The following is a 26,299-nucleotide window of genomic DNA, read 5'->3' as shown; positions in this document are numbered from 1 at the left end:
GTCAGTGGAGGCGCATTATAGGGAGTTATTTCAGGCTGACAAGGGGAAATTTAAAATAATCTTCCGAGTGCGTATTTTTTATTCTTTGCGCTTATTTTAACAACGCTTTGTTGGTTAATTGGGCTATTTCTCGCGCGAATCTCGCAACCTGTTCCCAATCGGTATACACCACTTCTTTATTCGTATCCGTTTCACCACCTGACATCTTCATTATCAGTTGGATCATAACGCGGTCATACCAGCGATAGCGTGGATACAGCAAAGCACCCGCAATGACTGCGCTGTGGTCTGGTCGCCACGGCGAACTCATCAGGAACTTACGCGCATAGCTGTTGGTTTGCGGCGTACGTTTCTCCGGTTTACGGGCAACCAGGTTTACGGAGTAGAACGCGCTCGGCATCGAATTCAGCCGTGTGGCATGCTTTTTCACAAACTCCTGAAAAGCAGCATGGTAATGACCGTAGCGAATCGAGGCGCCAATTACCACGCTGTCATAATTTTGCCAGTCCGGCTCCGCGGTACGATGCAAATTAACAACATCTGCCCAAACGCCCAGCTCTTTGAGTTCAGAAGCCAGATATTCAGCGATTTCACGCGTTTGTCCGTCCCGGGAAGAAAAAAGAATCAGTGTTTTCACGTGTTACTCCATTATTCACGCCAGAAGGTAGGGGTAAAGAGCACCAGCAGAGTAAAGACCTCCAGACGACCAAACAGCATATTGGCAATCAGGATCCACTTCGCCACAGGGTTCATACTGGCAAAGTTGTCGGCGACAACCCCCAGTCCAGGCCCCAGGTTATTCAACGTTGCCACAACAGAGGCAAACGCGGAGAAGTCATCAACACCGGTCGCAATAATCGCCAGCATACTGATAATAAAGACCAGCGCATAGGCAGAGAAGAATCCCCATACGGCTTCAAGAATTCGCTCCGGCAACGCACGGTTACCCAGTTTGATACTGTAAACCGCATTCGGATGGACCAGTCGTTTCAATTCGCGGTTACCCTGCTTAAACAGCAGCAGGATACGAATCACCTTCAAGCCACCGCCCGTCGACCCGGCACAGCCGCCGATAAAAGCAGAACACAGCAACAACACTGGCAGAAACAGCGGCCAGCGGGCAATACTGTCCGTGGTAAATCCGGCGGTCGTCGCCATCGATACCACCTGGAAAAAGGCCTGGTTGATCGTCGTGAGCGCCGAGCCATAGGTATTGTGTATCCATAGCACCAGCGTACAGACTGCCACCAGCGTCAGCTGCACGCCGATAAACATGCGGAATTCCGGATCCCGCCAGTAGACCTTCAGACTACGCCCACTTAATAAAGAGAAGTGCAGACCATAGTTACAACCGGAGATCAGCAAGAAGATAGCAATGATGGTGTTAATCGTGGGACTGTCGAAATACCCCACGCTGGCATCGTGTGTGGAAAAACCACCGATGGCGATTGTGGCAAAACTGTGCCCTATGGCGTCAAACGCGGGCATCCCGGCAAACCATAGCGCCAGCGCGCACGCCACCGTCAGTAATACATAGATTAGCCACAGCGTTTTCGCCGTTTCGGCAATACGCGGGCGCATTTTATTATCTTTCAGCGGCCCCGGCATTTCTGCACGATAGAGCTGCATCCCACCAACGCCAAGAATAGGCAGGATAGCCACCGCCAGCACGATGATCCCCATCCCGCCGAACCATTGCAGCATCTGGCGATAAAAGAGAATCGCGTGTGGCAATGAATCCAGCCCCACCAGCGTCGTCGCACCTGTAGTGGTTAATCCGGAAAAGGATTCAAAAAAAGCGTCGGTTATCGTTAGGTTAGGGCTTTCCGCAAAGATGAACGGTAGCGCACCCACACTACCCAGAACGGTCCAGAACAAAACGACAATCAGAAATCCTTCGCGCGATTTCAGTTCACCCTTCTCTTTACGGTTTGGCCACCACAGCATGGAGCCGATCGCCAGAGCAACGAAGAAAGTTTGGGTGAATGCACGCCCTGCCCCATCGCGGTAGATGAGCGCTACCAGTCCGGGGATAATCATTGTCCCCGAGAATAAGATGACCAGTAGTCCAACGATTCGGGTGATGGCGCGAAAATGCATCTCTGCCGCTTCCTTAGTTCTTTAAAATGAGGTGGGGATTATTCTTCAATCGCTAACAATTGCAATGAACCACGACTAAAATCCGCCAGTTTTGCCGAAAACTCATCCACTTTGGCAAAAGGAAGCGCCACCCTGAGCCGAACAAAAGCCTGGTAATCACTGGCAACGACTTTACCGTCAAACTGCCCCAGCAAGGCTTCAATGCCTGCCAGCTGACCGTACTCACACTGCAAAGTATATTCGGTTAATGGCGTCTTGCGCTGTGTCGTTAACTGGCGCAACGCCTGATTCACACCACCACCGTAGGCTTTTACCAACCCTCCAGTACCGAGAAGGATACCGCCGTAGTAGCGCACGACTACAGCGGTAATCTCGCCGACACCGCTCCCCATCAGCTGCGCGAGCATCGGTTTACCTGCCGTACCCGCCGGTTCGCCATCGTCTGAAAATCCTAGCTGCTGCGAGTCATTGGGCGCACCCGCCACCCACGCCACACAATGGTGGCGGGCGTCCGGGTGTTCCGCTTTGACTGACTCAACAAACGCCTTTGCCGCTTCTACGCCGTCCGTATGGGCGAGCAGCGTAATGAAGCGGCTTTTTTTGATCTCTTCGACGACGCTAACCGGCGCCGCAGGGATTAACCAACTGTCCATTACGCCAGTTTCAAATCCCGCGTCATGTTTTCGATATTGTTTTCGTGAACCACCACGTTGTCTTCAATACGAATACCGCCGAACGGTTTCAGTGCTTCAATTTTCTGCCAGTTGAAGTGCTTGCTGAACTGTCCTTCACGCCATGGTGCCAACAGAGATTCAATGAAGTAAATGCCCGGTTCGATGGTCAGAACCATGCCTGGTTGCAGTACGCGGGTGCAACGCAGGTAAGGATACTTCGACGGCGCGGCCAGATGAGTACCGCTGTCATCCTGCATAAAGCCTGCGACATCATGCACCTGCAGACCCAGCGGGTGACCAATACCGTGCGGCATAAACGGCCCGGTAAGATCGTTTTCCACCATCGCTTCTTCACTCATACCGGTGATGATTTGATGCTTACGCAGCAGCTTCGCGATACGCTGATGGAACTGAATGTGATAATCCACGTAGCTGGTGCCTGCTTTCATGGTGGCAATCAGCGCCAGCTCTTCGTCGTTAACGTCTTTCACCAGATGCGCATAGTCGTTGTCGTTTTTCGCCGACCAGGTACGCGTCAGGTCTGCCGCATAGCCGTTGTATTCCGCACCAGCGTCGAGCAGGAAGCTGCGGATTTCAGACGGTGCCTGATGATCCAGCTTGGTATAATGAAGAACCGAAGCATGCTCGTTAAGCGCCACGATGTTGCTGTATGGCACGTCGGTGTCGCGGTGACCGGTGGCAGTCAGGTAAGCGAGGTTGATGTCAAACTCGCTCATTCCGGAACGGAACGCTTCTTCTGCGGCACGGTGTCCATTTACCGCCATTTTCTGCGCTTCGCGCATACAGGCCAGTTCGTATTCCGTTTTATAGGCGCGGTAATAATGCAGGTAGTCGATCACCCCTTTCGGGTTGATGTTGCTGGCCGCGATGTCCAGTTGCAGCGCACGTTCCGGAACCGGGCCGATATAACCAATATTGCCTCGAGCAGCAGGCAGTTGGCTACCGATACCATCCGCTTTCGGCAGCGCGATGATCTCGATTTCTTCCGTCCAGAAAGAGGTTGGTAGCGGCTCAACGTTGTGCCAGTAATCGACCGGCAGGTAGAACCACAGTTTCGGCTTGTTTACGCCATCCACCAGCAACCAGCAGTTAGGAACCTGTGTTACAGGCACCCAGGCTTTAAATTGTGGATTGACCTTAAACGGATATGGATGATCGTCGAGAAAGACGTTAACAAGTTCGCCAGAGTGAATAAGTAATGCATCCAGTTTGAAGCGATCCAGCGCGTCGCGCGTCCGTTCCTGTAAGGTAACGATATGATTTTTATAGAGTGCGGCCAGCGATTCCATTTTCTATCCTTCTGTTTTTTGACCTCAAGTCTCCGCATCTTAGCACATCGCTTTGTGAGTGCGTGATTTCTGCCGAGCGTGATCGAATCGTCATTTCTTTAATCATTCATTTGCATTTTATTAACATAAAACACACACTTCGATTCATCTGGTATGACCAGATCACCTTGCGGATTCAGGAGACTGACATGCTTTACAAAGGCGACACCCTGTACCTCGACTGGCTGGAAGATGGCATCGCCGAACTGGTGTTCGATGCCCCTGGTTCGGTCAATAAACTCGACACGGCCACCGTTGCCAGCCTGGGCCATGCGCTTGATGTGCTGGAAAAACAACCGAATTTAAAAGGGCTGCTACTGCGTTCTAACAAAGCAGCCTTTATTGTTGGTGCCGATATCACCGAATTCCTTTCACTGTTCCTCGTGCCTGAAGAACAACTAAGCCAGTGGCTGCATTTTGCCAACAGCGTCTTTAATCGCCTCGAAGATCTGCCTGTTCCGACCCTGTCAGCAGTAAACGGCTACGCGCTGGGTGGCGGCTGCGAGTGTGTTCTGGCAACCGATTATCGTCTGGCAACGCCGGACCTGCGCATTGGCCTGCCGGAAACCAAGCTGGGCATTATGCCGGGCTTTGGCGGCTCCGTGCGTATGCCACGTATGCTGGGTGCGGACAGCGCGCTGGAAATTATTGCGGCAGGTAAGGATGTTGGTGCTGAGCAGGCGCTAAAAATCGGCCTGGTCGATGGCGTAGTGAAGCAAGACAAACTGCTTGATGGCGCGATCGCAGTATTACGTCAGGCGATTAACGGCGACCTCGACTGGAAGGCCAAACGTCAGCCGAAGCTGGAGCCGTTGAAACTCAGCAAAATTGAAGCGGCTATGAGCTTTACCATCGCTAAAGGTATGGTGGCACAGACGGCAGGGAAGCATTATCCCGCGCCGATTACCGCGGTAAAAACCATTGAAGCAGCGGCCCGTTTTGGCCGTGAAGAAGCGCTGAATCTGGAAAATAAAAGCTTTGTTCCACTGGCGCACACCAGTGAAGCTCGCGCGCTGGTTGGGATCTTCCTTAACGATCAGTTCGTCAAAGCCAAAGCCAAAAAACTCACCAAAAATATTGAAGCACCGAAGCAAGCTGCGGTGCTGGGCGCGGGCATTATGGGCGGCGGCATCGCTTACCAGTCAGCCTGGAAAGGCGTGCCGGTTGTCATGAAAGATATCAACGACAAATCATTAACGCTGGGCATGACCGAAGCGGCCAAGCTGCTGAACAAACAGCTTGAGCGCGGCAAAATTGACGGTCTGAAAATGGCGGGCGTGATTTCCACTATTCATCCAACCCTCGACTATAGCGGTTTTGAGCGTGTGGACGTGGTGGTTGAAGCTGTCGTGGAAAACCCGAAAGTGAAAAAAGCGGTACTGGCAGAAACCGAAGATCAGGTACGCCCGGACACCGTACTGGCTTCAAATACCTCCACCATCCCAATCAACGAGCTGGCCAGCGCGCTCAAGCGCCCGGAAAACTTCTGTGGGATGCACTTCTTTAACCCAGTACACCGCATGCCACTGGTTGAGATTATTCGCGGCGAGAAAAGCTCGGATGAAACCATCGCCAAAGTTGTCGCCTGGGCAAGCCAGATGGGCAAAACCCCAATTGTGGTCAACGACTGCCCCGGTTTCTTCGTGAACCGCGTGCTGTTCCCGTATTTTGCCGGTTTCAGCCAGCTGCTGCGCGATGGGGCGGATTTCCGCAAAGTCGACAAAGTCATGGAAAAACAGTTTGGCTGGCCGATGGGCCCGGCTTATCTGCTGGACGTGGTGGGAATTGATACCGCACATCACGCGCAGGCAGTGATGTCCGCAGGCTTCCCTCAGCGTATGCAGAAAGATTATCGCGACGCGATAGACGCCCTGTTTGATGCGAACCGTTTCGGACAGAAAAACGGTCTTGGATTCTGGCGTTATAAAGAAGACAACAAGGGCAAGCCGAAGAAAGAAGAGGATGCCACCGTTGACGATCTGCTGGCAGAAGTCAGCCAGCCGAAACGCGACTTCAGTGATGAAGAGATTATCGCTCGCATGATGATCCCAATGGTCAACGAAGTGGTGCGTTGTCTGGAAGAAGGCATTATCGCCAGCCCGGCAGAAGCCGACATGGCGCTGGTTTATGGCCTGGGTTTCCCTCCGTTCCATGGTGGCGCGTTCCGCTGGTTGGATACGCTCGGCAGCGCGAAGTATCTCGATATGGCCCAGCAGTATCAGCACCTCGGAGCACTGTATGAAGTTCCGGCTGGTCTGCGTGATAAGGCGCGCCATAACGAACCGTATTATCCCCAGGTTGAGCCTGCCCGCCCGGTTGGCAGCCTGAAAACGGCTTAAGGAGTCACAATGGAACAGGTTGTAATTGTTGATGCGATCCGTACCCCGATGGGCCGTTCGAAAGGGGGCGCGTTTCGTCACGTGCGGGCAGAAGATCTCTCCGCACACTTAATGCGTAGCCTGCTGGCGCGAAATCCTGCGCTGGAGCCATCCGCGCTTGATGATATTTACTGGGGCTGTGTGCAGCAAACGCTGGAGCAGGGTTTCAACATCGCCCGTAACGCCGCGCTGCTGGCGGAAGTTCCGCACTCCGTTCCAGCCGTCACGGTCAACCGCCTGTGCGGTTCGTCCATGCAGGCGCTGCACGACGCGGCACGCATGATCATGACCGGCGATGCTCAGGCGTGCCTGATTGGCGGCGTGGAGCATATGGGCCATGTACCAATGAGCCACGGCGTTGATTTCCATCCGGGCATGAGCCGCAACGTGGCAAAAGCCGCGGGAATGATGGGTCTGACTGCGGAAATGCTCTCTCGCATGCACGGCATCAGCCGTGAAATGCAGGATGCTTTCGCCGCACGTTCACATGCTCGCGCATGGGCTGCAACACAGTCTGGCGCATTTAAAAACGAAATCATCCCGACCGGCGGCCATGATGCCGACGGCGTACTGAAGCAGTTTAACTACGATGAGGTTATCCGTCCGGAGACAACCGTTGAAGCGCTCTCCACCCTGCGCCCGGCGTTCGATCCGGTTAGCGGAACGGTCACTGCCGGTACCTCCTCCGCGCTCTCCGACGGCGCAGCGGCGATGCTGGTCATGAGCGAAAGTCGCGCCCGTGAGCTGGGTCTGACGCCGCGTGCCCGTATTCGTTCGATGGCTGTTGTTGGCTGCGACCCTTCAATCATGGGTTACGGCCCGGTTCCGGCCTCAAAACTGGCGCTGAAAAAAGCGGGACTCTCCACCAGCGATATCGGTTTGTTTGAGATGAACGAAGCCTTTGCCGCTCAGATCCTGCCGTGCATTAAAGATCTGGGGCTGATGGAGCAGATCGATGAGAAGATCAACCTCAACGGCGGGGCGATCGCTTTGGGCCATCCGTTGGGTTGCTCTGGGGCGCGTATCAGCACCACCCTGCTCAATCTGATGGAACGCAAAGACGTACAGTTTGGCCTGGCGACGATGTGTATCGGTTTAGGCCAGGGCATCGCGACGGTATTTGAGCGAGTTTAATCAAAGCATGCCGGGGGCGATTCGCTTGCCCGGCCTACGAAATGTTATCTCAAAGCCATTGGTGCCAGAACAAGGCGGCAAGTGAATGAATCCCGATGAGCTTACGTATAGTAAGTGATTCGGGTGAATGAGCGCAGCCAACACAGTTATGGTGCCAATGGCGAAGAGAGAAAGTTTAGTTGCCGTTCTTCCCGCCTGTCAGGGGCGGGTTTTTTATTTCTCTGAACTACCACGTACCACTAACTGCACCGGCAACAGCAGATTCTCTTCCTGATTTTCTTCCAGCAATAAACGCAGCGCATCACGCCCCAATTGTTGTTTATCAACCGCAATGGTGGTGAGTGGTGGATGTGACCAGGCCGCAGCATCGATATCATCAAACCCAACCAGCGCAAGATCTTCCGGGATACGTATACCCTGCTGCGCACACACCCGTTGAACAACCAGCGCTGCCGCATCGTTATAGGCAAAAATAGCGTCGGGCGGCTCTGGCAGACTGAGCAATTCATTCACCGCCTCCACCAAAGATTGCTCGGTATCCAGCAGCGGCGGCGCAATGGCTTCATACTCTGGCGGCATCAGCAAACGGGCCTCATACAATGCCCGACGGTAACCCTTCTCGCGCTGACGGATGCTGTAGTGCGCAAGCGTGCTGGCAAGAAAAGCAATACGGCTGCGACCTTGTGCAATCAAATGTTGTGTAGCCAGATAACCGCCCTGGGTGTTGTCCGGATTCACGCAAGGCAGGCCCGGCGCCCAGAGATCCACCAGCACCAACGGCAGTTTCATCTGTTGCAGCAAGCCAAGTAATTCAGGCTCAAAAAATCCGGCACAGATCAGCGCATCAGGCTGGTGCAGCAGCACCTGCTCACTCACTGCATCGCCTGGACCAATGGAGAGAAAGCTCAGCGCAATACCATGGTCACGACAATTATCTTCTATCCCCAGCAGCAGTTGAGAATAAAATGGCAATGCCCGGCTGATATTGTGCTGGCGGTGAAGCAAAAACAGGACGCGTTTGATCTTGTCAGTGCGCAGACGGGAAAAATCATAACCCTGCTGCTGCGCCACAGAAATAATGCGCAGCCGGGTGTCTTCACGCAGCCCCGGCTGCCCTTTTAGGGCGCGGGAAACTGCACCAACTGAAACACCACAAGCTTCGGCAATATCTCTGATACGTACAGGTTTCGTCATTTCACTCTCATTGATTCTACTATGGCTTGTTGCGCCCCCAGCCAGGCCGCGCCGCGTACGCCGCTGCTGTCGCCGTGACGGGCCCGAACTATCGGTGTGCGGCACTGCTTACCAAATACGTACTGCGCCACTCGCGCCTGTAAACCCGAATACAGTAAATCGATATTGGATACCCCGCCCCCTAGCACAATAACATCGGGATCGAGCGTATTCACCACGCCCGCCAATGCACGCGCCAGTTGATCGCAATAGCGTTCCCATACAAAGCAGGCATCCGCATCACCCGATTCTACCTGTTGCATAATTTGTGGCACACCCACATGCTGCGCGGTGTGATTCATATACTGACGTTCCAGACCGCTACCGGAAATAAAACTTTCAATACAGTTCAACTGTCCGCAATAGCATGTCACTCCAGTCCCGTCCTGAGATTCGTGGTAGCGCGGCAATGCATTATGCCCCCACTCTCCTGCGCAGGCGTTAGGTCCAGAGATCAAGCGGTTATCGATGCATAGTCCACCGCCGCAACCGGTACCGAGGATCACGCCAAATACCACGCTATGCCCGTGTCCGCTACCGTCCATCGCTTCCGACAAGGTAAAGCAGTTGGCATCATTGGTAACCGGCACTGGCATTCCTGATGCTCGCTCAAGGTCTTGCGCAAAGGCCTGTTGATTCAGCACCAGGATGTTGGAGTTCTTAATTAACCCCTCGCTATCCACCGCACCGGGCACCCCAACGCCAACCGAGAAAGGCTGATTAACGGCCAGTCTGGCCTTAGCAATCATCTCCGTCACGGCCTGGAAAAAATCACCGTAACTCTGCTTTGGTGTCGCGCATCGCTCGCGGTAAACAATTTCACCCGCGTTATCAATCACCACCGCTTCGATTTTAGTCCCGCCAATATCCAGTCCGAGTCTCATGGTCTTCCTCGTTTGCGCCTCGCAATTTGATTGTGTCTAGTTTGCCAATTTTGTTTACTAAACAAAAAGAGACCTGTCACAAAAGCTAAGTTTTGTGATTAATAGATAGGAAAAACATGTTTACTAAAAAACGTGGTGAAAAAGAGAAACAACGAGACCGGGCTTGCACCCTGTTAGAAGAAGTAAGGTTGGTGATGAATGCGCCGGAAGGGCTCCGGCGCACAGCGCTTAAATGAACGCGAAAGCGTCGCCAAACAGGCGATCTTCACGCGCACTGCGCTCATTACAGAAGAGATCGCGCGCGATTTTGGCCATTTCAAAACGCCCGGCAATGTAGATATCATGCTCCGCCAGGGTACCGTAATCCTGCAATACTGCCGTTAACACGGTTCCCGTACGACCACGCCAGCCGTCTTCAGGCTGTTCCACCACTGGCTCAACGCGCAGATTCGGGTGGTTCACAGACAGCGCTTCCAGCTCGGAGAGATCGTAGAGATGCTTCTCCTCGCGACCGCCCCAGTAAATGGTGATATCGCGGTTTGGGTTGCGCGCCAGCGCGGTAAGCAGAATAGAACGCACGTAAGAGAAACCTGTACCACCGGCAATCAGGATCAGCGGGCGCTCGTCTTCATCTCGCAGCCAGGCTTCGCCATGCGGAATGTCGACCTTGATTTCCCGGTCTTTCAGAATACGGTCCATCACGGCCATGGCGTAAAGATTTAGCTCAGAGGCGCCAACGTGCAGCTCAATGAATCCTTGCTCGTCCGGCGTTGATGCCATGGAGAACGGACGCTTATCCCTTTCATCCATCACGACCATTAAATACTGGCCAGCACGAAAGGAAAACGCCGCGTCTGGCACTAAACGAACGCGATATACGGTGTCAGTGATAGCTTCTACCGAGGTCACTTTACAGCTTAAGGTTGTCATGCGCTCTCTCTGTCGGATCAATAGGCAAAACGATCGCGCCTCAGGCGCTTTTGCCGTCATTAAAGATGGCCAGTTCATCCCAAATTGCGTCAATGCGCGCAGTCACTTCAGGATCTTTTTTAATCGGACGTCCCCATTCACGTTGGGTTTCGCCCGGCCATTTATTTGTGGCATCCAGCCCCATTTTTGAACCAAGGCCGGAAACCGGCGAGGCAAAGTCCAGGTAATCAATTGGCGTATTCTCTACCAGTACCGTATCCCGGGCCGGGTCCATACGGGTAGTAATTGCCCAAATCACATCATTCCAGTCGCGTGCGTTGACGTCATCATCGCAAACAATAACAAATTTGGTGTACATAAACTGACGCAAAAACGACCAAACGCCCATCATGACGCGTTTGGCATGACCAGCGTACTGTTTTTTCATCGTCACGACGGCCAGGCGATAAGAACAGCCTTCCGGAGGTAGATAAAAATCGACGATTTCCGGGAACTGCTTTTGCAGAATAGGCACGAAGACTTCGTTCAGCGCCACGCCGAGCACCGCGGGTTCATCTGGCGGGCGTCCGGTATAGGTAGAGTGATAAATTGCATCTTCACGCTGGGTAATGTGCGTGACGGTAAAGACCGGGAAGCTATCTACTTCGTTGTAGTAGCCGGTATGATCGCCATACGGCCCTTCCGGAGCCAGCTCGCCCGGTTCAATGTACCCTTCCAGCACGATTTCTGCGCTGGCAGGCACTTCCAGGTCGTTGGAAATACATTTAACTACTTCGGTCTTGGTTCCGCGCAACAGCCCGGCAAATGCGTACTCGGATAATGTATCAGGGACCGGCGTCACGGCCCCCAGAATGGTCGCAGGATCTGCTCCTAACGCCACAGAAACCGGGAAGCGTTCACCCGGATGCGCTGCGCACCACTCCTGGTAATCAAGCGCGCCGCCGCGATGGGACAGCCAGCGCATAATGAGCTTGTTTTTGCCAATCAGTTGCTGACGATAGATGCCCAGATTCTGCCGCTCTTTATGCGGACCACGCGTTACGGTGAGCCCCCAGGTAATCAGCGGCGCGGCATCTTCCGGCCAGCAGGTCATAATCGGAATGCGGTTTAAATCAACGTCATCGCCCGAGTAGATTTTTTGCTGACAAGGTGCACCGCGCAACCGCTTAGTCGGCATGTTCAACACCTGCTTAAACTGCGGCAGCTTATCAAACAGATCGCGGAATCCTTTCGGTGGCTCTGGCTCTTTCAAAAACGCCAACAGTTTACCGACTTCTCGTAGCGCCGAGACATCTTCTTGTCCCATCCCCATCGCAACACGCTTTGGTGTGCCAAACAGGTTACACAGCACCGGCATTGAATAGCCTTTCGGATTCTCAAACAGTAACGCAGGCCCACCGGCACGCAGAGTGCGATCGGCAATTTCAGTAATTTCCAGGTGGGGATCCACCTCAAGCGAAATGCGTTTGAGCTCGCCCTGCTGTTCAAGCAGCGTCAGGAAGTCGCGTAAATCGTGATATTTCATGGCGTCCATTGTGGCCTCTTCGTAAGCGCTTCATTATACGGCGTTCATCATTGTGATGCTGTATTTTTGTTAAATTAGCGTGAACTCTGGCGATACATATAAGCCCCGGGCGTATATACCCATTGGGTTTCAGCCTGCGTTGAGGTGGGTATAATTAACTTAACGCATGGCTTTTGCTATGCTTGCGCTCAGAACAAGCGGATAAGAGTTATTATGCAATCCTGGTATTTACTGTACTGCAAACGTGGGCAACTTCAGAGAGCCCAGGAACACCTGGAAAGACAGGCGGTGAACTGCCTGACGCCTATGATCACCCTGGAAAAAATAGTGCGCGGTAAACGTACCACAGTCAGTGAACCACTATTCCCTAATTACATGTTTGTCGAGTTCGACCCGGAAGTGATCCACACCACCACTATCAATGCCACGCGTGGTGTCAGCCATTTCGTCCGTTTTGGCGCGACGCCTGCGACCGTCCCTTCTCCCGTTATTCACCAGCTTTCTATCTACAAGCCTGAAGGTATTGTGGACCCGCAAACTCCTCAGCCAGGGGACAGCGTGATTATTACTGAAGGGGCATTTGAGGGGCTAAAAGCGATCTTCACCGAACCGGATGGCGAAGCGCGTTCCATGCTACTGCTTAACCTGTTGAATAAAGAAGTTAAGCAGAGCGTGAAAAATACCGGTTTTAGAAAAATTTAAGCCGTTTAGAAGGTCACTTCGAACAATGTTCGGACGTTAGCATCAATGGTTGCTGACAGCCATTGAGGATCTTCTCCGCGCCAGTGGGCAATACGCTCAAGAATATGTGGCAGGTGCGCCGGTTCATTGCGCCGTGACGTCGGTTTAGGCGTTAAGTCGCGAGGAAGTAGGTAAGGCGCATCGGTTTCGATCAGTAGCCTTTCCACCGGAATAAACGGCAGCAGTTCCCGCAGTTCCATCCCCCGACGCTCATCACAGACCCAGCCGGTAATACCAATATAAAGCCCTCGGTCCACACAGTCCTGCATCTCCTGCCGCGTTCCGGTAAAACAGTGCAGCACCGCGCCCGGGAGACTATCCAGCCACGGCTCCAGCAACGTCAGAAAACGCTCATGGGCATCTCGACAATGCATGAAAATCGGCATCTGCAGTTCAGCGGCAATGCGCAGTTGTGCCTCAAAAGCACGTTCCTGCTCCTGTGGCGTGGAGAAATTGCGATTGAAATCCAGACCGCACTCGCCAATAGCGACCACCTCAGACTGGTTTGCCAGCGCGATAATCTCGTCTTCCGTTGAGGATTGCCATTGGCTACTGTCATGCGGGTGCACGCCAGCCGTGGACCAGCAATGTGGATAAAGTTGCGCCAACTTCAGCGCCTGCTGGCTTTCGTGCAGGTTTGTTCCGGTCAGAAGCATACCGTTTACGCCCGCAGCAAAGGCGCGCGCCACAACATCATCCCTGTCTTTCGCAAATTGTGAACTGGTTAAATTAACGCCAATATCAAACATGCTACCTCCCATATGACAACCGCCCTGACGGGCGGTTGAATTTACTCTTCTGTTTTCTCGGTGGCTTCGGCTTCTTTTGCTTCTTCAGCCTCGTTGTCCTCATCTCGCGTACGTCGCTTACCGACATAGAAACGAGAGAAGAAAACGCCCACTTCAAACAGGCAGTACATCGGTATCGCCAACAACGTTTGCGAGAAGACATCTGGCGGAGTCAGTAACATCCCGACGACGAATGCTCCCACCACCACGTAAGGTCGTTTCTTACGTAAATCTTCAGGTGTCGTAATGCCCATCCAGCATAGCAGCACAATGGCGACAGGGACCTCAAAAGAGACACCGAAAGCCATAAATAGCGCCATTACGAAGCTGAGATAGCTGGCAATATCTGTCGATACCTGCACGCCTTGCGGAGCCGTGTTAGCCAGAAAACCAAACGCCAACGGGAAGACGACAAAATAGGCGAATGCCATGCCGATGTAGAACAACAACGAGCTGGAGACCAGCAGCGGCACAACCAGGCGACGTTCATGTTTGTACAAAGCAGGCGCAATGAATGCCCATACCTGGTAGAGGATCACTGGCGCTGACAGGATCAGCGACACCATGAAGGTTAACTTTATAGGGGTAAAGAACGGTGAGGCCACATCGGTGGCGATCATCGTTGCACCCTGCGGCATCTGTTTAATCAGCGGTGCCGCAACCATATGGTAAATGTCGTTGGCAAAGTAAACCAACGCCAGAAAGATCACGATAACCGCAATAATGCAGTTCAGGAGTCGCTTACGCAGCTCGATAAGATGCGTAATGAGCGGTTGGGTATCTTCTACAGCCATGTTTACGGTTTATCACTCGACGAGGGGGAAGATTCGACAACAGGTGCGACAGCTTTCTTTTCTGCATCCATCAACGTGGCGGAAGTGTTTTCCGTCTGCTCTGGCGTTTTAGCACCCGCGGATTCCGGTTTTTGCTCCGGCGAACTGGCCTGGTTTTCAGCGGCGGCAGGGGTGACCCCTTCTCGCTGCGCTTCACCTTCTTTCACCACCGGATTATGGATAGTGTGCGCTTCATCGCTCGCTTTCTCAGGATCGTGCACGCTGTAAGAACGCTTCATCGATTCCGCCGCTTCACGCAGCTCATCCATTGATGCTTTCAGCTCCGGGGTCAGATTTGTCAGGCTCGCTTTCTCTACTTTCTTCAGGCTGTCCTGAAACTCCTGAAGCTTAAGCTCCTGGGTCAGTTCATTCTGAACAGTAGTTGCAAGGGAACGCAAAGCGCGAACCCAGCCAGCAACCGTTTTTACCGCTACAGGTAATCGTTGCGGCCCCAGGACAATGAGGCCGATCACGAACACCAATAACAGTTCGCTAAAACCGATATCAAACACGGATTATACCTGCTCTTTATCTTGGCTTTTGGCGTCTTCCTTTTTCACTTCACCCTGCTTATCGGTGATGGATTTAGCAGTAAAATCAGCGTCCTGGCTGGTCTTATCTTGCTTAGGCTCATCATCACCCATCGCTTTTTTGAAGCCTTTGATCGACGCGCCAAGATCGGAACCGATGGAGCCGAGTTTCTTGGTGCCAAATAGCAGTACAACGATGACGGCAATGATCAACAACTGCCAAATACTGATACCACCCATACATGTTCCTCTGTCATAGATGATGAATTAATAAGGCCGTAGTATACGTTACACGACCTGCCTTGGGCGATGAAAAATTCAGCGCATTTTGCGCCAGCCGATCAACCAGGCTATGACGCCTCCCGCCATTAACCAGCCCGGCATAAGCCCCCACTCAGGGCGGCTTACCAGCAGGAATGTTCCACTTAGCAACAATGTTGCGCCAATGCCCAATAAATAACGGGATTGTCCCTGGCGTACATGATTTGCGTGAAGCTCGCGGGCAATCTTATCAACACTGTGCTGTAAATATTTGCCCTGGCGCAAACTGTCATACACCAGTTCAGGTATTTCTGGCATTTTTTCGACCCAGAACGGTGCTTTTTCTTTAAATGCCCTAACGAGCGCCGGAATACCGACCTGATCTTTAATCCAGGATTCGAGGAATGGCTTAGCCGTTTTCCACAAATCTAACTGCGGGTAGAGTTGTCGTCCGACACCTTCAACGTACAGCAGCGTCTTCTGGAGCAATACCAGTTGAGGCTGAACTTCCATATTGAAGCGGCGCGCAGTGTTGAACAGATTCAACAGCACGTGACCAAAGGAAATCTCCGCCAGCGGCTTTTCAAAAATCGGCTCGCACACGGTACGAATGGCAAATTCAAACTCTTCTACGTTGGTATCCGGCGGAACCCAACCAGAATCTACGTGCAGTTCAGCAACTTTGCGGTAATCGCGGTTAAAGAACGCAATGAAGTTTTCAGCCAGGTAGCGCTTATCTTCTTTGTTTAAAGAGCCCACAATCCCGCAATCAATACCAATGTATTTCGGGTTTTCAGGGTGCTCATAACTCACGAAAATGTTCCCGGGGTGCATATCCGCATGGAAAAAGCTATCGCGGAATACCTGAGTAAAGAAGACCTGAACACCACGCTCGGCCAACAATTTCATATTGGTGCCGTTCTTCTCAAGCGTGGTGACATCTGAAACCGGGATACCGTAAATGCGCTCCATCACCATCATGTTCTGACTGCAGTAGTCGGAATACACTTCCGGGATGTACAGCATCGGACTATCTTCAAAATTACGTCGTAGCTGGATGGCGTTCGCCGATTCGCGCAGCAGATTCAGTTCATCGATCAACGTTTTTTCATATTCACGGACGACTTCTGTTGGTCGCAGGCGACGCCCATCTGGCAGCAGACGAGGAACCCAACGAGCCAGGCGGTAGATCAGTTTTAAATCCGCTTTGATGACCGGAAGTATGTCCGGGCGAATAACTTTGATCACCACCTCTTTGCCATTCGATTTCAACCGCGCAGTGTGGACCTGAGCAACAGACGCAGATGCCAGCGGCGTGATCTCAAAATCATCAAACCATTCCTCGACGGGCAGCCCGCCCATGGCCTCTTCGATTTGTTTTTTCGCTCTAAGGCCATCGAACGGGGCAACCCGATCCTGCAATAGCGCAAGCTGATCGGCGATGTGCGGAGGGAAAAGGTCACGACGGGTAGAGAGCATTTGCCCAAACTTGATCCACACCGGGCCGAGTTCCTGTAAAGCCAGTCTCAGCCTTTCTCCCAGCGGTTTGTCTTTATGTCGGTTGGGCATCCAGAACAACGAGTAACGCCACAACCGAAGCGGCAGCGTGATTCGCATTTTGGGGATGAGTTCATCAAGACCGTAGCTTAAAAAAGTGCGAATGATGAAATAAAGGCGCCGTACTTCACCTGGCGTCATTTGGCCTCCAGTTTTTCCAGCCGTTTGGCCAGAGATTCAACCGCGCGCTCAACGGCTGCCGTTTCTTCAGCAAACCATGCAACCTCTAGTGGACCAGGAGCCATGCGCCACTCTTCAGTGATCGCTTCGGCGACATAGCGCTGCTGGCGCTGAAAGTTATGGCACAGGAACTTCGCTCCACCACGCAAGACTTTGCTGACCCCTTCCGCGACGATATCGCCGGTATAGGGTGCTAACAGTTCTGCAGGATCCAACTCCGCCAGATCGGCCAGCGCAACAAAGTTCTGTACTACCTGGATATCGCCCTGGACTTCCAGCTCACCGCTGCGGATAAGCGTGGTGAGTTGCTGTCGATCACGCAATTTCGGTAACACACTGGCATATGTGATTACGGTGCAATCGGCTTCGCCTTCCCATGCCCCCAGCACATCGACCTGGCGCTCGCTAAATACCAGGACTAACGGTGTTGAAAATCCTTTGAGATCAACACGCAGCACCTTACCCTGTAAACGCGTTCGGGCTGACTTCAGCGCAGGAGAACGGTACAGAAAGGTGTTGAGCAGATTTTCAACGCCTGCGGTTACTAAGGGTTTTAAAGGCATCCCCACTCTCCTGTCAGAACTTGTAACCACGATGCAGCGCAACGACACCTGCTGTCAGGTTGTAGTAATCAACGCTTTCGAACCCGGCATCTTGCATCATTGCTTTTAAGGTGTCCTGATCGGGATGCATACGGATGGACTCCGCCAAATAACGGTAGCTGTCCGCATCGCTTGCTACCATTGAACCTATGCGCGGCAGAACATGGAAAGAGTATGCGTCGTAGGCTTTGCTCAACGGTTCGATTATGGGTTTGGAGAATTCCAGCACCAGTAGACGTCCGCCCGGCTTCAATACGCGGTACATGGAGCGTAATGCTTTGTCTTTATCCGTTACGTTGCGCAGACCGAAAGAGATGGTGATGCAGTCAAACGTGTTGTCAGGGAAAGGTAATGCTTCCGCATTCGCCTGAACGTACTCAACGTTACCTACCACGCCAATATTACGCAGCTTTTCGCGACCCATTTTGAGCATTGAGTCATTGATATCCGCCAGCACAACTTTGCCGGTTTCACCAACCATGCGAGAGAATTTCGCCGTCAGATCGCCGGTACCGCCTGCTAAATCGAGAACGGTTTGCCCGCGACGCACGCCACTGCAATCAATGGTGAAGCGCTTCCACAAACGATGAATGCCAAATGACATTAAGTCATTCATAACGTCATATTTAGACGCCACAGAATGAAAAACGTGGGCCACCATGTCAGCTTTCTGCTCTTTAGCGACGGTCTGAAAGCCAAAGTGCGTCGTTTCTTGTGAATTATCCACCATCTCAGTGCCTGCTCATCCAAAAAATGTTCGAGAAGTGTAACAGATTGGGCCAATTTGCCCTACCCTTCTACCGGGTTCAACTACCCCAAATGGACTAGTTTGATTGCTGATTTACCGCTTCATCCTCGGGGTAAGACGCATCTTGTTGCGTCTCAGGGACCGAGCGCAAGCGGTATTCCTCATCCTGTGTAGTAGCTTGTTCAGCCAGCTCAGGATTTATCTCGCGCTTAATTTCCACGCCTAAACTACGAAAAGCTTCTGCCTGCGACAGGACGTTTCCACGACCGGAAGAGAGTTTTTTCATCGCCTGTCGGTAGTTGTCCTGGGCTTTGTCCAGGCTTTGACCTATTGCCGACATATCATCCACAAACAACCGCATCTTGTCATAAAGTTTGCTGGCCCGATCGGCAATTTGTTGCGCATTACGACTCTGATGCTCGTAGCGCCACAGGTTGGCGATCGTGCGCAATGCCACCAACAGCGTGGTAGGGCTCACCAGCATAATGTTATTTCTAAGCGCTTCGGTAATCAGTTCGGGCTGTCTGTCGAGCGCCAGCAAAAAAGCGGGCTCAACGGGGATAAACATCAGCACATAGTCAAGCGTACGCAGCCCAGGAAGCTGCTGATAATCTTTGCGACCCAGCAGTCGAATATGGTTGCGCACCGAGGCGATGTGCTCCTGCAATGCACTTTCGCGGGTGTATTCGTCTTCTGCGTTAAAATAGCGCTCATAGGCGACCAGCGTCATTTTCGCATCGATCACCACATCTTTACCCTGCGGTAGCCGAACGATGACATCAGGCTGCATTCGCGAACGGGCGTCGTTTTCGATGCTGACCTGGGTTTCATATTCATAACCTTCACGCAGACCAGAGGCTTCGAGTACCCGCGTGAGTACGACCTCTCCCCAGTTACCCTGCGTTTTGTTATCGCCTTTTAATGCACGCGTCAGGTTTACCGCTTCCTGCGCCATCTGCGCATTCAGTTGCTGGAGATTACGAATTTCGTGTGCCAGGGTATGGCGTTCTTGTGCCTCTTTACCAAAGCTATCCTGAACCTGGCGACGAAAACCGTCCAGTTGTTCACGAAGCGGCGCAAGCAGGCTGTTCAGACTTTGGCGATTTTGCTCATCAACACGGCGGTTGCTGTGCTCAAAAATACGATTCGCCAGATTTTCAAACTGTTCACTCAGACGCTGTTCGCTGTTGATCATCTGGCGGATTTTATCTTCCGCATGCTGTTGCGTTGCTTCCAGCCGGGTAGTGACTTCACGGAGATCGGCTTCCAGAGAGGTGTTGATACTGTGCAGACTGCGTAATTCGTTATTGAGGAGTTCGCACTCATCACGCCAGTGTGCTTCCTGCGAGAGCTGCTGGCGAGCGGCGCTTAGCGCAATATCCAGTTCACGTCGCTCTTCGATGAGGTCGGCGCGGATTTGATCGGCGCGTGCTTTTGTCGCCAGCCACCCTACCAGTAGCCCTGCGGCTAACGCCAACACGGCACTCATCATAATTGAAATATCCACAACGCCCCCTTACAGCAACGACTTACCCGCACAAAATAGAATTGTGCTGTATAAACGTCCAGTTTAAAAGGAATTTCCTGCGAGGCACTACGCAAAATAAAAAGGCCGAACGCGTCGGCCTTTTTGAATTGAAGGGATAATTACAGTAAACGACGCGCGGCTTCTACCACGATTTTCACCGCGTGACTTTCCGTTTGCTTCATCGTTTCCGCATTAGGGATCTCTTGCTGAGTACGGTTCACGATAACACCCGCGACCATACCGGCACGCAGACCCTGGCTTGCGCACATGGTCAGCAGCGTAGCAGATTCCATTTCGTAGTTCATGACGCCCATAGACTGCCACTCTTCCATTGAGCCTTTGAAACGGCTCACGACGCGACCAGAGAAGGTGTCATAACGCTCCTGGCCCGGGTAGAAGGTGTCAGAAGACGCGGTAACACCCACGTGAGTGGTGGCGCCGATAGATTTCGCCGCTTCCACCAGCGCGGTGGTGCACTCGAAGTCCGCAACGGCCGGGAATTCCATTGGTGCGAAGTGCAGGCTTGCACCGTCCAGACGAACAGATGCAGTGGTAACCAGTACATCACCCACGTTGATATGCGGCTGGATAGCGCCAGTCGTACCGATACGCAGGAAGGTACGAATGCCCAGCTGTGCCAGTTCTTCTACGGCAATAGAGGTGGACGGGCCGCCGATACCGGTAGAGCAAACGATCACGGCTTTACCATCCAGCTCAGCACGCCAGGTGGTGAACTCGCGATGAGATGCCAGCTTAACCGGCTTATCCATCAGCGCGGCGATCTTTTCCACACGCTCCGGGTCGCCAGGGACGATAGCAAGCGTAGCCCCTTGTAAATCGTTCTTAGTGAGGCCGAGATGAAAAACATCAGACTTAGACATAAAAACTCCTCTGTGAATCGGTTTTGTCAGAAGAAGCAAAAACACACTTTACCGAAGGCATAAACATATTTTCGTGACAGTCATCACTATGATGTAAATCAATTGCATTCGATTACCATCAAATAGTGATCTTTATCACATAAATGATGCGATATAAGTAAGCCCTGCACAAAAGATAGACCGTTTAAGGCAATGTGGTTCGTTGCATGTGTCTATAGTTAACAATGCGCTTTTTTGCTGAATATTTAAGGGTACGGAGAATACCATGACAACACGACAATCTGGCTTTGCACCTGCTGTATCTCCACCGACGTCTACCACGGTTCACACCCCGGATAATGCAATTATCGCCGGTGTAACGTCTATACCTTCACAAGGCGATGATATGCCAGCGTATCACGCACGACCAAAACAGACTGATGGCCTGCTGCCCGTAGTCATTGTCGTGCAGGAGATTTTTGGTATTCATGAGCACATTCGTGACGTTTGCCGTCGTCTGGCTCTGGAAGGGTATCTGGCTATCGCACCAGAACTCTATTTTCGCGAAGGAGATCCCAATGACTTTGCCGATATCCCTACGCTGCTTAGTGGCCTTGTCGCCAAAGTGCCTGACTCTCAGGTACTGGCCGATCTGGACCACGTCGCCAGCTGGGCCTCCCGCAACGGAGGAGATGCGCACCAGTTGATGATCACCGGATTTTGCTGGGGTGGACGCATCACCTGGCTGTATGCCGCACATAATCCGCAGTTAAAAGCGGCCGTGGCGTGGTATGGCAAACTGGTGGGCGACAAAACCCTCAACTCGCCAAAACATCCCGTTGATATCGCAACCGATCTTAACGCCCCCGTTTTGGGGCTTTATGGCGGCCAGGACACCAGCATTCCGCAAGATACCGTTGAAACAATGCGCCAGGCACTGCGCGCCGCCAATGCTAAAGCGGAAATCGTGGTCTATCCCGATGCCGGACATGCGTTCAACGCCGATTATCGCCCGAGCTATCACGAAGAGTCCGCGAAAGACGGTTGGCAGAGAATGCTGGAGTGGTTCGTGCAATACGGTGGGAAGAAATAAACGTTAATTGCCCGGTGGTGGCGACGCCTTACCGGGCCTACAACTATTGCGATTTCCTGTAACCCGGGTAAGCGCAAGCGCTTCCCGGGCAATGAATTACGCCTGACGCAGATTCTGCGCCGCTTTGACCATGTTCGCCAGCGCAGCACGGGTTTCCGGCCAGCCGCGGGTTTTCAGGCCGCAGTCCGGGTTCACCCACAGACGTTCTGCTGGAATGCGCTGCTCGGCTTTCTTCAACAGGGCTTCAATCCACTCCACGCTCGGAACGTTCGGTGAGTGAATATCATATACGCCCGGCCCGATTTCGTTCGGATAGTCGAACTCTTCAAACGATTCCAGCAACTCCATATCAGAGCGCGAGGTTTCGATGGTGATCACATCCGCATCCAGCGCCGCAATGGAGTCCATGATGTCGTTGAACTCGCAATAACACATGTGGGTGTGGATCTGGGTTTCATCCTTCGCTACCGCCGCGTTAATGCGGAAGGCTTCCACGCCCCACTCCAGATACGCCGCCCAGTCGCTGCGACGTAGTGGTAAACCTTCACGCAGTGCCGGTTCATCAATCTGGATGATGCCGATACCCGCCGCTTCCAGATCCGCCACTTCATCACGCAGCGCCAGCGCGATCTGCTTCGCGATGGTTTCACGCGTCACGTCTTCACGCGGGAATGACCAGCAGAGAATGGTCACCGGACCGGTCAGCATGCCTTTTACCGGTTTGTCGGTCAGCGACTGGGCATATTTCGCCCACTCCACGGTGATCGCTTCCGGGCGGCTGACGTCGCCAATCACCACCGGCGGCTTCACGCAGCGAGAGCCGTAGCTCTGCACCCAACCGTTCTGGGTAAAGACGAAGCCGTCCAGGTGTTCGCCAAAGTATTCGACCATGTCATTACGCTCGGCTTCACCGTGTACCAGCACGTCGAGACCCAGACGTTCCTGTTCAACAATCGCCTGTTTAATATGTTCCGCAATTCCGGTGCGATAGTTCCCAGCATCCAGGTTGCCCTTTTTGAAATCCAGGCGCAGGCCGCGAATTTCTGTGGTTTGCGGGAATGAACCGATAGTCGTAGTCGGCCATGCCGGCAGATTAAAGCGGGCACGTTGCGCCTCGGCACGAACCGGGTAAGCGTTAGCGCGCTGGCTGTCCTGGGCGGTGATTGCCGCCAGACGTTTTTCCACTGTGGCGTTGTGTACGCGGGTAGAGTGACGACGAGCCTGAATCGGTGCGCTCCACTCGACAATTGCTGCCGTATCACCGCTATTCAACGCATCGCGCAGCAGCGCCAGCTCGCCGCACTTTTGCAACGCGAAGGCAAACCAGCTCTTCACTTCTGCATCAAGGCGAGTTTCCACACTGAGATCGATTGGGCTATGCAGCAGGGAGCAGGAAGAAGCCACCCACAGGTTACGTTTCCCGACGATATCTTTGATTTGTGCGTATTTTTCGCTGAGATCGGCACGCCAGACGTTGCGGCCGTTCACCAGCCCCGCTGACAGCAGCCAGTCGACTGGCAGACGCGTGTGCAGCTCGGCTGCATCATCTTTGCCGTGCACGAAGTCAACGTGCAGCCCCTGCACTGGCAGCGCGGTAATGGTATCCAGGTTTGGCGTTACGCCTTCGAAGTAGGTGGTCAGTAGCAGCTTCACCTGACCCGTCAGCGCGTCATAAGCTGGTTTGAAGGCGTCCAGCCACGCTTGCGGCAATTCCAGTACCAGCGCGGGTTCGTCAATCTGCACCCACTCAATACCGCGTTTCGCCAGCTCGGCCAGTACCTGCTGGTAAACCGGCAGAATGTCGTTCAACAGGCTCAGGCGATCAAACTGTTCGCCTTTCACTTTACCCAACCACAGGTAGGTTACCGGCCCCAGCAGCACAGGCTTCACCTTGTGACCGAGCGCCAGCGCTTCGTCCACTTCATCCAGCAGTTGGGTCCAGGTCAGTTTGAACTGCTGACCTTTAGTGAACTCTGGCACCATGTAGTGATAGTTGGTGTTAAACCATTTGGTCATTTCTGCCGCCGCTGCGGGTTCACCCGTTGGTGCGCGGCCACGGCCAATGCGGAATAAGGTATCGATATCGACCGAGCCGTCTTTATTTTGATGGCGAGCCGGAACGTTGCCGAGCAGCAGGCTGGTGGTCAGCACGTGATCGTACCAGGCAAAATCACCCACCGGCAGCAGGTCAACACCCGCCTGCTTCTGCTGATCCCAGTGGCGGGCACGCAGCTCGCGGCCAACGGTCAGCAAATCTTCACGGGAAGAATTTCCCGCCCAGTAGCTTTCTTGCGCTTTCTTCAACTCGCGACGCAGGCCAACGCGAGGGAAACCGAGGGTGTGATTCAATATTGTCATTTTTCTTCCTCTAATTATATGTAAATCCTATGGATTTTGAATTTAGGGAAGGCGGCAAGTTTACTCATCCCCAGGAGCTTACTGAAGTAAGTGACTGGGGTGGGGAAACGAAGCCAACGCACCATAAATTTAAAAGACGAAGGATTTTAGCCGTCCAGATGTTTACACATCCATAATTGGCGGTTACTGTATATTCCTCAAGCGCAATTTGTTCATGCCGAAGTGAAGGACTTTCATGATCGAGATTAAACACCTGAAAACGCTCCAGGCGTTGCGGAATAGTGGTTCTCTGGCAGCCGCAGCGGCGACGTTGCATCAGACCCAATCCGCCCTTTCTCACCAGTTCAGCGATCTGGAGCAGCGCCTTGGCTTTCGACTTTTTATCCGTAAAAGCCAGCCTCTGCGCTTTACGCCGCAGGGAGAAATCCTGCTGCAGTTAGCCAATCAGGTGTTGCCGCAAATTGGTCGTGCGCTGCAGGCCTGCAACGAACCGCAGCAAACCCGGCTGCGAATTGCGATTGAATGTCACAGTTGTATTCAATGGCTGACGCCCGCGCTGGAGAATTTTCGTGCCAACTGGCCGCAGGTGGAGATGGACTTTAAATCCGGCGTGACGTTCGATCCGCAACCAGCGCTACAGCAGGATGAGCTGGATCTGGTGTTAACCTCCGACATCCTGCCGCGCAGCGGATTGCACTACTCACCGATGTTTGATTTTGAAGTCCGCCTGGTACTGGCGCCTGACCATCCGTTGGCCAGCAAAACACAAATCACACCGGAAGATTTGGCCAGCGAGACGCTGCTGATTTACCCGGTACAGCGGAGTCGACTGGATGTATGGCGGCATTTTCTGCAGCCTGCAGGCGTTAGTCCGTCGCTGAAAAGCGTGGATAACACCTTGCTGCTGATTCAGATGGTTGCAGCCAGGATGGGTATCGCGGCATTACCGCACTGGGTGGTGGAGAGCTTTGAACGCCAGGGCCTGGTAGTGACCAAGACCCTGGGTGATGGATTGTGGAGCCGACTGTACGCCGCCGTGCGTGATGGCGAGCAGCGACAGCCGGTCACGGAAGCGTTTATTCGCTCAGCGCGGAATCACGCTTGCGATCACCTACCGTTTGTACGGAGTGCGGAACGACCCACTTTCGATGTACCCACAGTGAAGCCACTATCACAGCCGCACCAATGATGAAGCTTGGCCAGTGAGGTTGTTGATGCCAGATAGCCAGGTTAACCAGCAGTCCGGCAGGGACATGCATATTGTTCATGATGCCCAGCGTGCCCGCATCCACCTGGGTCGCGCCGTAGTTCCACATAAAGTAACCAATGCCGGACGCCGCCACGCCAAGAAAGACCAGAATTCCCCACTGTAGCGTGGTTGCAGGCATTTTCTGCGCATTGCCCAACATGAACCAGGCCACGACAGCCACCATAAAGGCGCCCATATAAAACCAGGCAAAGGCGTTGTGCTGCGGCATTGGCCGCGTCTCCATCAGACGTTTATAGCCCACCATACCAATGGCAAAGCTGATATTGGACAACTGCACCAGCAGCAGACCGGTCCAGAAGTGGCTGGTCACCTGATCGTAACGAATGATCCCCGCGCCAATCACCGCCAGCAACGCACTAAAGGCGTAACTCCAGCGCAGACGACGTCCGCTCATCAGATCATAAATCAGCGTAATGTAGAGCGGCGTCAGCACGGTAAAGAGCAGCAGTTCTGAAACCGTCAGGTACAGATAGGCGTGAAAACTCAGCATGTACATAATGCCAAGCTGCATGGCACCCACCAGCATATACAGCCCGATCGTTTTTACGCTGTGCCCACGAGTACGTAGAAACGGCAGGAACACCAGCGCCGCCAGCCCAACGCGCACCAGCACCGCAAAATAGCTATCGACATGACCGGCAAGGTACTCGCCAAACAGGCTAAAGGAAAAGGCCCACAGAATTGTGGTAATGATGAGTAACGCCACAATGGATGTCTCTTAACAAAAGGTACACCCATTGTAG

At 53.1% G+C, this 26,299-nt stretch carries 24 protein-coding genes; 5 read left to right on the top strand and 19 right to left on the bottom strand.

Annotated elements, in window-relative coordinates; translation table 11 throughout:
- Positions 1 to 91: 91 nt before the first annotated feature.
- The 4 genes from hemG to pepQ are packed head-to-tail and all read right to left on the bottom strand — an operon-like array spanning position 92 to position 4,084.
- A complete protein-coding gene (gene hemG, locus OGY10_RS00715; protein WP_032945724.1) occupies positions 92 to 637 on the bottom strand; it encodes a menaquinone-dependent protoporphyrinogen IX dehydrogenase in 546 nt (181 codons plus the stop codon).
- An 11-nt stretch (positions 638 to 648) separates the two neighbouring features.
- Positions 649 to 2,100, bottom strand: coding sequence for a Trk system potassium transporter TrkH (trkH, locus tag OGY10_RS00710; RefSeq protein WP_003017848.1), 1,452 nt, complete (start codon positions 2,098 to 2,100; stop codon positions 649 to 651).
- A 38-nt stretch (positions 2,101 to 2,138) separates the two neighbouring features.
- Positions 2,139 to 2,753 (bottom strand): IMPACT family protein, encoded by a 615-nt coding sequence (locus OGY10_RS00705; protein ID WP_003017851.1) that lies wholly within the window; start codon positions 2,751 to 2,753, stop codon positions 2,139 to 2,141.
- Positions 2,753 to 4,084: a Xaa-Pro dipeptidase gene (gene pepQ, locus OGY10_RS00700; RefSeq protein WP_008787103.1), complete on the bottom strand. Its 1,332-nt coding sequence runs from the start codon at positions 4,082 to 4,084 to the stop codon at positions 2,753 to 2,755. The genes OGY10_RS00705 and pepQ overlap by 1 nt, the downstream gene beginning before the upstream one ends.
- Positions 4,085 to 4,272: 188 nt before the next feature.
- Here pepQ and fadB point away from each other — a divergent pair, with 188 nt between their 5' ends.
- Together fadB and fadA are read left to right on the top strand one after the other, a co-directional pair.
- Positions 4,273 to 6,462 carry a fatty acid oxidation complex subunit alpha FadB gene (fadB, locus tag OGY10_RS00695; RefSeq protein ID WP_032941592.1) on the top strand — a complete coding sequence of 730 codons (2,190 nt, stop codon included), beginning with the start codon at positions 4,273 to 4,275 and terminating at the stop codon, positions 6,460 to 6,462.
- Positions 6,463 to 6,471: 9 nt separating this feature from the next.
- Positions 6,472 to 7,635, top strand: a complete 1,164-nt coding sequence (gene fadA / locus OGY10_RS00690) for an acetyl-CoA C-acyltransferase FadA (protein ID WP_057067477.1) — start codon at positions 6,472 to 6,474, stop codon at positions 7,633 to 7,635.
- 213 nt (positions 7,636 to 7,848) lie between these two features.
- On the opposite strand, the gene OGY10_RS00685 is transcribed toward fadA, so the two are convergent.
- From OGY10_RS00685 to ubiD, 4 genes are all read right to left on the bottom strand, one after another.
- On the bottom strand, positions 7,849 to 8,829 hold the full coding sequence (locus OGY10_RS00685; RefSeq protein WP_111466294.1) for a LacI family DNA-binding transcriptional regulator: 981 nt from the start codon (positions 8,827 to 8,829) through the stop codon (positions 7,849 to 7,851).
- Entirely contained in the window at positions 8,826 to 9,752 is a 927-nt protein-coding gene (locus OGY10_RS00680) for an ROK family protein (RefSeq protein ID WP_100271701.1), read from the bottom strand. The genes OGY10_RS00685 and OGY10_RS00680 overlap by 4 nt, the downstream gene beginning before the upstream one ends.
- Positions 9,753 to 9,980: 228 nt before the next feature.
- The gene (gene fre, locus OGY10_RS00675) at positions 9,981 to 10,682 is read right to left on the bottom strand and encodes an NAD(P)H-flavin reductase (RefSeq protein ID WP_003828903.1); all 702 of its coding nucleotides are present in this window, start codon (positions 10,680 to 10,682) and stop codon (positions 9,981 to 9,983) included.
- 40 nt (positions 10,683 to 10,722) lie between these two features.
- Positions 10,723 to 12,216, bottom strand: a complete 1,494-nt coding sequence (gene ubiD / locus OGY10_RS00670; RefSeq protein ID WP_003828905.1) for a 4-hydroxy-3-polyprenylbenzoate decarboxylase — start codon at positions 12,214 to 12,216, stop codon at positions 10,723 to 10,725.
- Positions 12,217 to 12,420: 204 nt separating this feature from the next.
- On the opposite strand from ubiD, the gene rfaH reads away from it, so the two are divergent.
- Complete coding sequence (gene rfaH / locus OGY10_RS00665) at positions 12,421 to 12,909, top strand: transcription/translation regulatory transformer protein RfaH (RefSeq protein WP_003017881.1); 489 nt, start codon at positions 12,421 to 12,423, stop codon at positions 12,907 to 12,909.
- A gap of 5 nt (positions 12,910 to 12,914) precedes the next feature.
- Here the strand turns inward: rfaH and tatD are convergent, their stop codons facing one another.
- From tatD to udp, 9 genes are all read right to left on the bottom strand, one after another.
- Complete coding sequence (gene tatD / locus OGY10_RS00660) at positions 12,915 to 13,697, bottom strand: 3'-5' ssDNA/RNA exonuclease TatD (protein ID WP_103285952.1); 783 nt, start codon at positions 13,695 to 13,697, stop codon at positions 12,915 to 12,917.
- A gap of 41 nt (positions 13,698 to 13,738) precedes the next feature.
- Complete coding sequence (gene tatC, locus OGY10_RS00655; protein WP_003828911.1) at positions 13,739 to 14,530, bottom strand: Sec-independent protein translocase subunit TatC; 792 nt, start codon at positions 14,528 to 14,530, stop codon at positions 13,739 to 13,741.
- 2 nt (positions 14,531 to 14,532) lie between these two features.
- Positions 14,533 to 15,081, bottom strand: coding sequence for a Sec-independent protein translocase protein TatB (tatB, locus tag OGY10_RS00650; protein WP_204192432.1), 549 nt, complete (start codon positions 15,079 to 15,081; stop codon positions 14,533 to 14,535).
- Between the two features lie 3 nt (positions 15,082 to 15,084).
- Positions 15,085 to 15,339 carry a Sec-independent protein translocase subunit TatA gene (gene tatA, locus OGY10_RS00645; RefSeq protein WP_003017888.1) on the bottom strand — a complete coding sequence of 85 codons (255 nt, stop codon included), beginning with the start codon at positions 15,337 to 15,339 and terminating at the stop codon, positions 15,085 to 15,087.
- A gap of 78 nt (positions 15,340 to 15,417) precedes the next feature.
- Complete coding sequence (ubiB, locus tag OGY10_RS00640; RefSeq protein WP_003828916.1) at positions 15,418 to 17,058, bottom strand: ubiquinone biosynthesis regulatory protein kinase UbiB; 1,641 nt, start codon at positions 17,056 to 17,058, stop codon at positions 15,418 to 15,420.
- The gene (gene ubiJ, locus OGY10_RS00635) at positions 17,055 to 17,660 is read right to left on the bottom strand and encodes a ubiquinone biosynthesis protein UbiJ (protein ID WP_003828918.1); all 606 of its coding nucleotides are present in this window, start codon (positions 17,658 to 17,660) and stop codon (positions 17,055 to 17,057) included. The genes ubiB and ubiJ overlap by 4 nt, the downstream gene beginning before the upstream one ends.
- Positions 17,661 to 17,673: 13 nt before the next feature.
- Positions 17,674 to 18,429: a bifunctional demethylmenaquinone methyltransferase/2-methoxy-6-polyprenyl-1,4-benzoquinol methylase UbiE gene (gene ubiE, locus OGY10_RS00630; RefSeq protein ID WP_003017897.1), complete on the bottom strand. Its 756-nt coding sequence runs from the start codon at positions 18,427 to 18,429 to the stop codon at positions 17,674 to 17,676.
- 94 nt (positions 18,430 to 18,523) lie between these two features.
- The gene (gene rmuC, locus OGY10_RS00625; protein ID WP_095533171.1) at positions 18,524 to 19,954 is read right to left on the bottom strand and encodes a DNA recombination protein RmuC; all 1,431 of its coding nucleotides are present in this window, start codon (positions 19,952 to 19,954) and stop codon (positions 18,524 to 18,526) included.
- A gap of 140 nt (positions 19,955 to 20,094) precedes the next feature.
- Complete coding sequence (gene udp, locus OGY10_RS00620) at positions 20,095 to 20,856, bottom strand: uridine phosphorylase (protein WP_003828923.1); 762 nt, start codon at positions 20,854 to 20,856, stop codon at positions 20,095 to 20,097.
- Positions 20,857 to 21,121: 265 nt separating this feature from the next.
- Between udp and OGY10_RS00615 the strand changes: the two genes are divergently transcribed.
- Positions 21,122 to 21,928, top strand: coding sequence for a dienelactone hydrolase family protein (locus OGY10_RS00615; protein ID WP_003828924.1), 807 nt, complete (start codon positions 21,122 to 21,124; stop codon positions 21,926 to 21,928).
- A gap of 96 nt (positions 21,929 to 22,024) precedes the next feature.
- Here the strand turns inward: OGY10_RS00615 and metE are convergent, their stop codons facing one another.
- The gene (gene metE / locus OGY10_RS00610) at positions 22,025 to 24,286 is read right to left on the bottom strand and encodes a 5-methyltetrahydropteroyltriglutamate--homocysteine S-methyltransferase (RefSeq protein WP_079935192.1); all 2,262 of its coding nucleotides are present in this window, start codon (positions 24,284 to 24,286) and stop codon (positions 22,025 to 22,027) included.
- A gap of 235 nt (positions 24,287 to 24,521) precedes the next feature.
- On the opposite strand from metE, the gene metR reads away from it, so the two are divergent.
- Positions 24,522 to 25,475, top strand: coding sequence for an HTH-type transcriptional regulator MetR (gene metR, locus OGY10_RS00605; RefSeq protein WP_003017908.1), 954 nt, complete (start codon positions 24,522 to 24,524; stop codon positions 25,473 to 25,475).
- On the opposite strand, the gene OGY10_RS00600 is transcribed toward metR, so the two are convergent.
- On the bottom strand, positions 25,363 to 26,262 hold the full coding sequence (locus tag OGY10_RS00600) for a carboxylate/amino acid/amine transporter (RefSeq protein WP_079935193.1): 900 nt from the start codon (positions 26,260 to 26,262) through the stop codon (positions 25,363 to 25,365). The two genes, metR and OGY10_RS00600, sit on opposite strands and share 113 nt — an antisense overlap.
- Positions 26,263 to 26,299 lie beyond the last annotated feature (37 nt).

This window comes from Citrobacter sp. Cpo148, assembly GCF_030332375.1.
GTDB classification, from domain to species: domain Bacteria; phylum Pseudomonadota; class Gammaproteobacteria; order Enterobacterales; family Enterobacteriaceae; genus Citrobacter; species Citrobacter portucalensis.
The sequence above is the reverse complement of the archived record's forward strand: the minus strand, read 5'-3'. Positions and strand labels throughout refer to the sequence as shown.

Coding starts and splice junctions, on each gene's coding strand:
- tatD (WP_103285952.1), bottom strand. CDS start 13,697: ATGTTTGATATTGGCGTTAATTTAACCAGTTCACAATTTGCGAAAGAC.
- udp (WP_003828923.1), bottom strand. CDS start 20,856: ATGTCTAAGTCTGATGTTTTTCATCTCGGCCTCACTAAGAACGATTTA.
- fadA (WP_057067477.1), top strand. CDS start 6,472: ATGGAACAGGTTGTAATTGTTGATGCGATCCGTACCCCGATGGGCCGT.
- ubiB (WP_003828916.1), bottom strand. CDS start 17,058: ATGACGCCAGGTGAAGTACGGCGCCTTTATTTCATCATTCGCACTTTT.
- fadB (WP_032941592.1), top strand. CDS start 4,273: ATGCTTTACAAAGGCGACACCCTGTACCTCGACTGGCTGGAAGATGGC.
- trkH (WP_003017848.1), bottom strand. CDS start 2,100: ATGCATTTTCGCGCCATCACCCGAATCGTTGGACTACTGGTCATCTTA.
- metE (WP_079935192.1), bottom strand. CDS start 24,286: ATGACAATATTGAATCACACCCTCGGTTTCCCTCGCGTTGGCCTGCGT.
- OGY10_RS00680 (WP_100271701.1), bottom strand. CDS start 9,752: ATGAGACTCGGACTGGATATTGGCGGGACTAAAATCGAAGCGGTGGTG.
- OGY10_RS00615 (WP_003828924.1), top strand. CDS start 21,122: ATGACAACACGACAATCTGGCTTTGCACCTGCTGTATCTCCACCGACG.
- ubiE (WP_003017897.1), bottom strand. CDS start 18,429: ATGGTGGATAATTCACAAGAAACGACGCACTTTGGCTTTCAGACCGTC.
- ubiJ (WP_003828918.1), bottom strand. CDS start 17,660: ATGCCTTTAAAACCCTTAGTAACCGCAGGCGTTGAAAATCTGCTCAAC.
- tatA (WP_003017888.1), bottom strand. CDS start 15,339: ATGGGTGGTATCAGTATTTGGCAGTTGTTGATCATTGCCGTCATCGTT.
- rfaH (WP_003017881.1), top strand. CDS start 12,421: ATGCAATCCTGGTATTTACTGTACTGCAAACGTGGGCAACTTCAGAGA.
- pepQ (WP_008787103.1), bottom strand. CDS start 4,084: ATGGAATCGCTGGCCGCACTCTATAAAAATCATATCGTTACCTTACAG.
- tatC (WP_003828911.1), bottom strand. CDS start 14,530: ATGGCTGTAGAAGATACCCAACCGCTCATTACGCATCTTATCGAGCTG.
- ubiD (WP_003828905.1), bottom strand. CDS start 12,216: ATGGACGCCATGAAATATCACGATTTACGCGACTTCCTGACGCTGCTT.
- metR (WP_003017908.1), top strand. CDS start 24,522: ATGATCGAGATTAAACACCTGAAAACGCTCCAGGCGTTGCGGAATAGT.
- OGY10_RS00685 (WP_111466294.1), bottom strand. CDS start 8,829: ATGACGAAACCTGTACGTATCAGAGATATTGCCGAAGCTTGTGGTGTT.
- OGY10_RS00705 (WP_003017851.1), bottom strand. CDS start 2,753: ATGGACAGTTGGTTAATCCCTGCGGCGCCGGTTAGCGTCGTCGAAGAG.
- fre (WP_003828903.1), bottom strand. CDS start 10,682: ATGACAACCTTAAGCTGTAAAGTGACCTCGGTAGAAGCTATCACTGAC.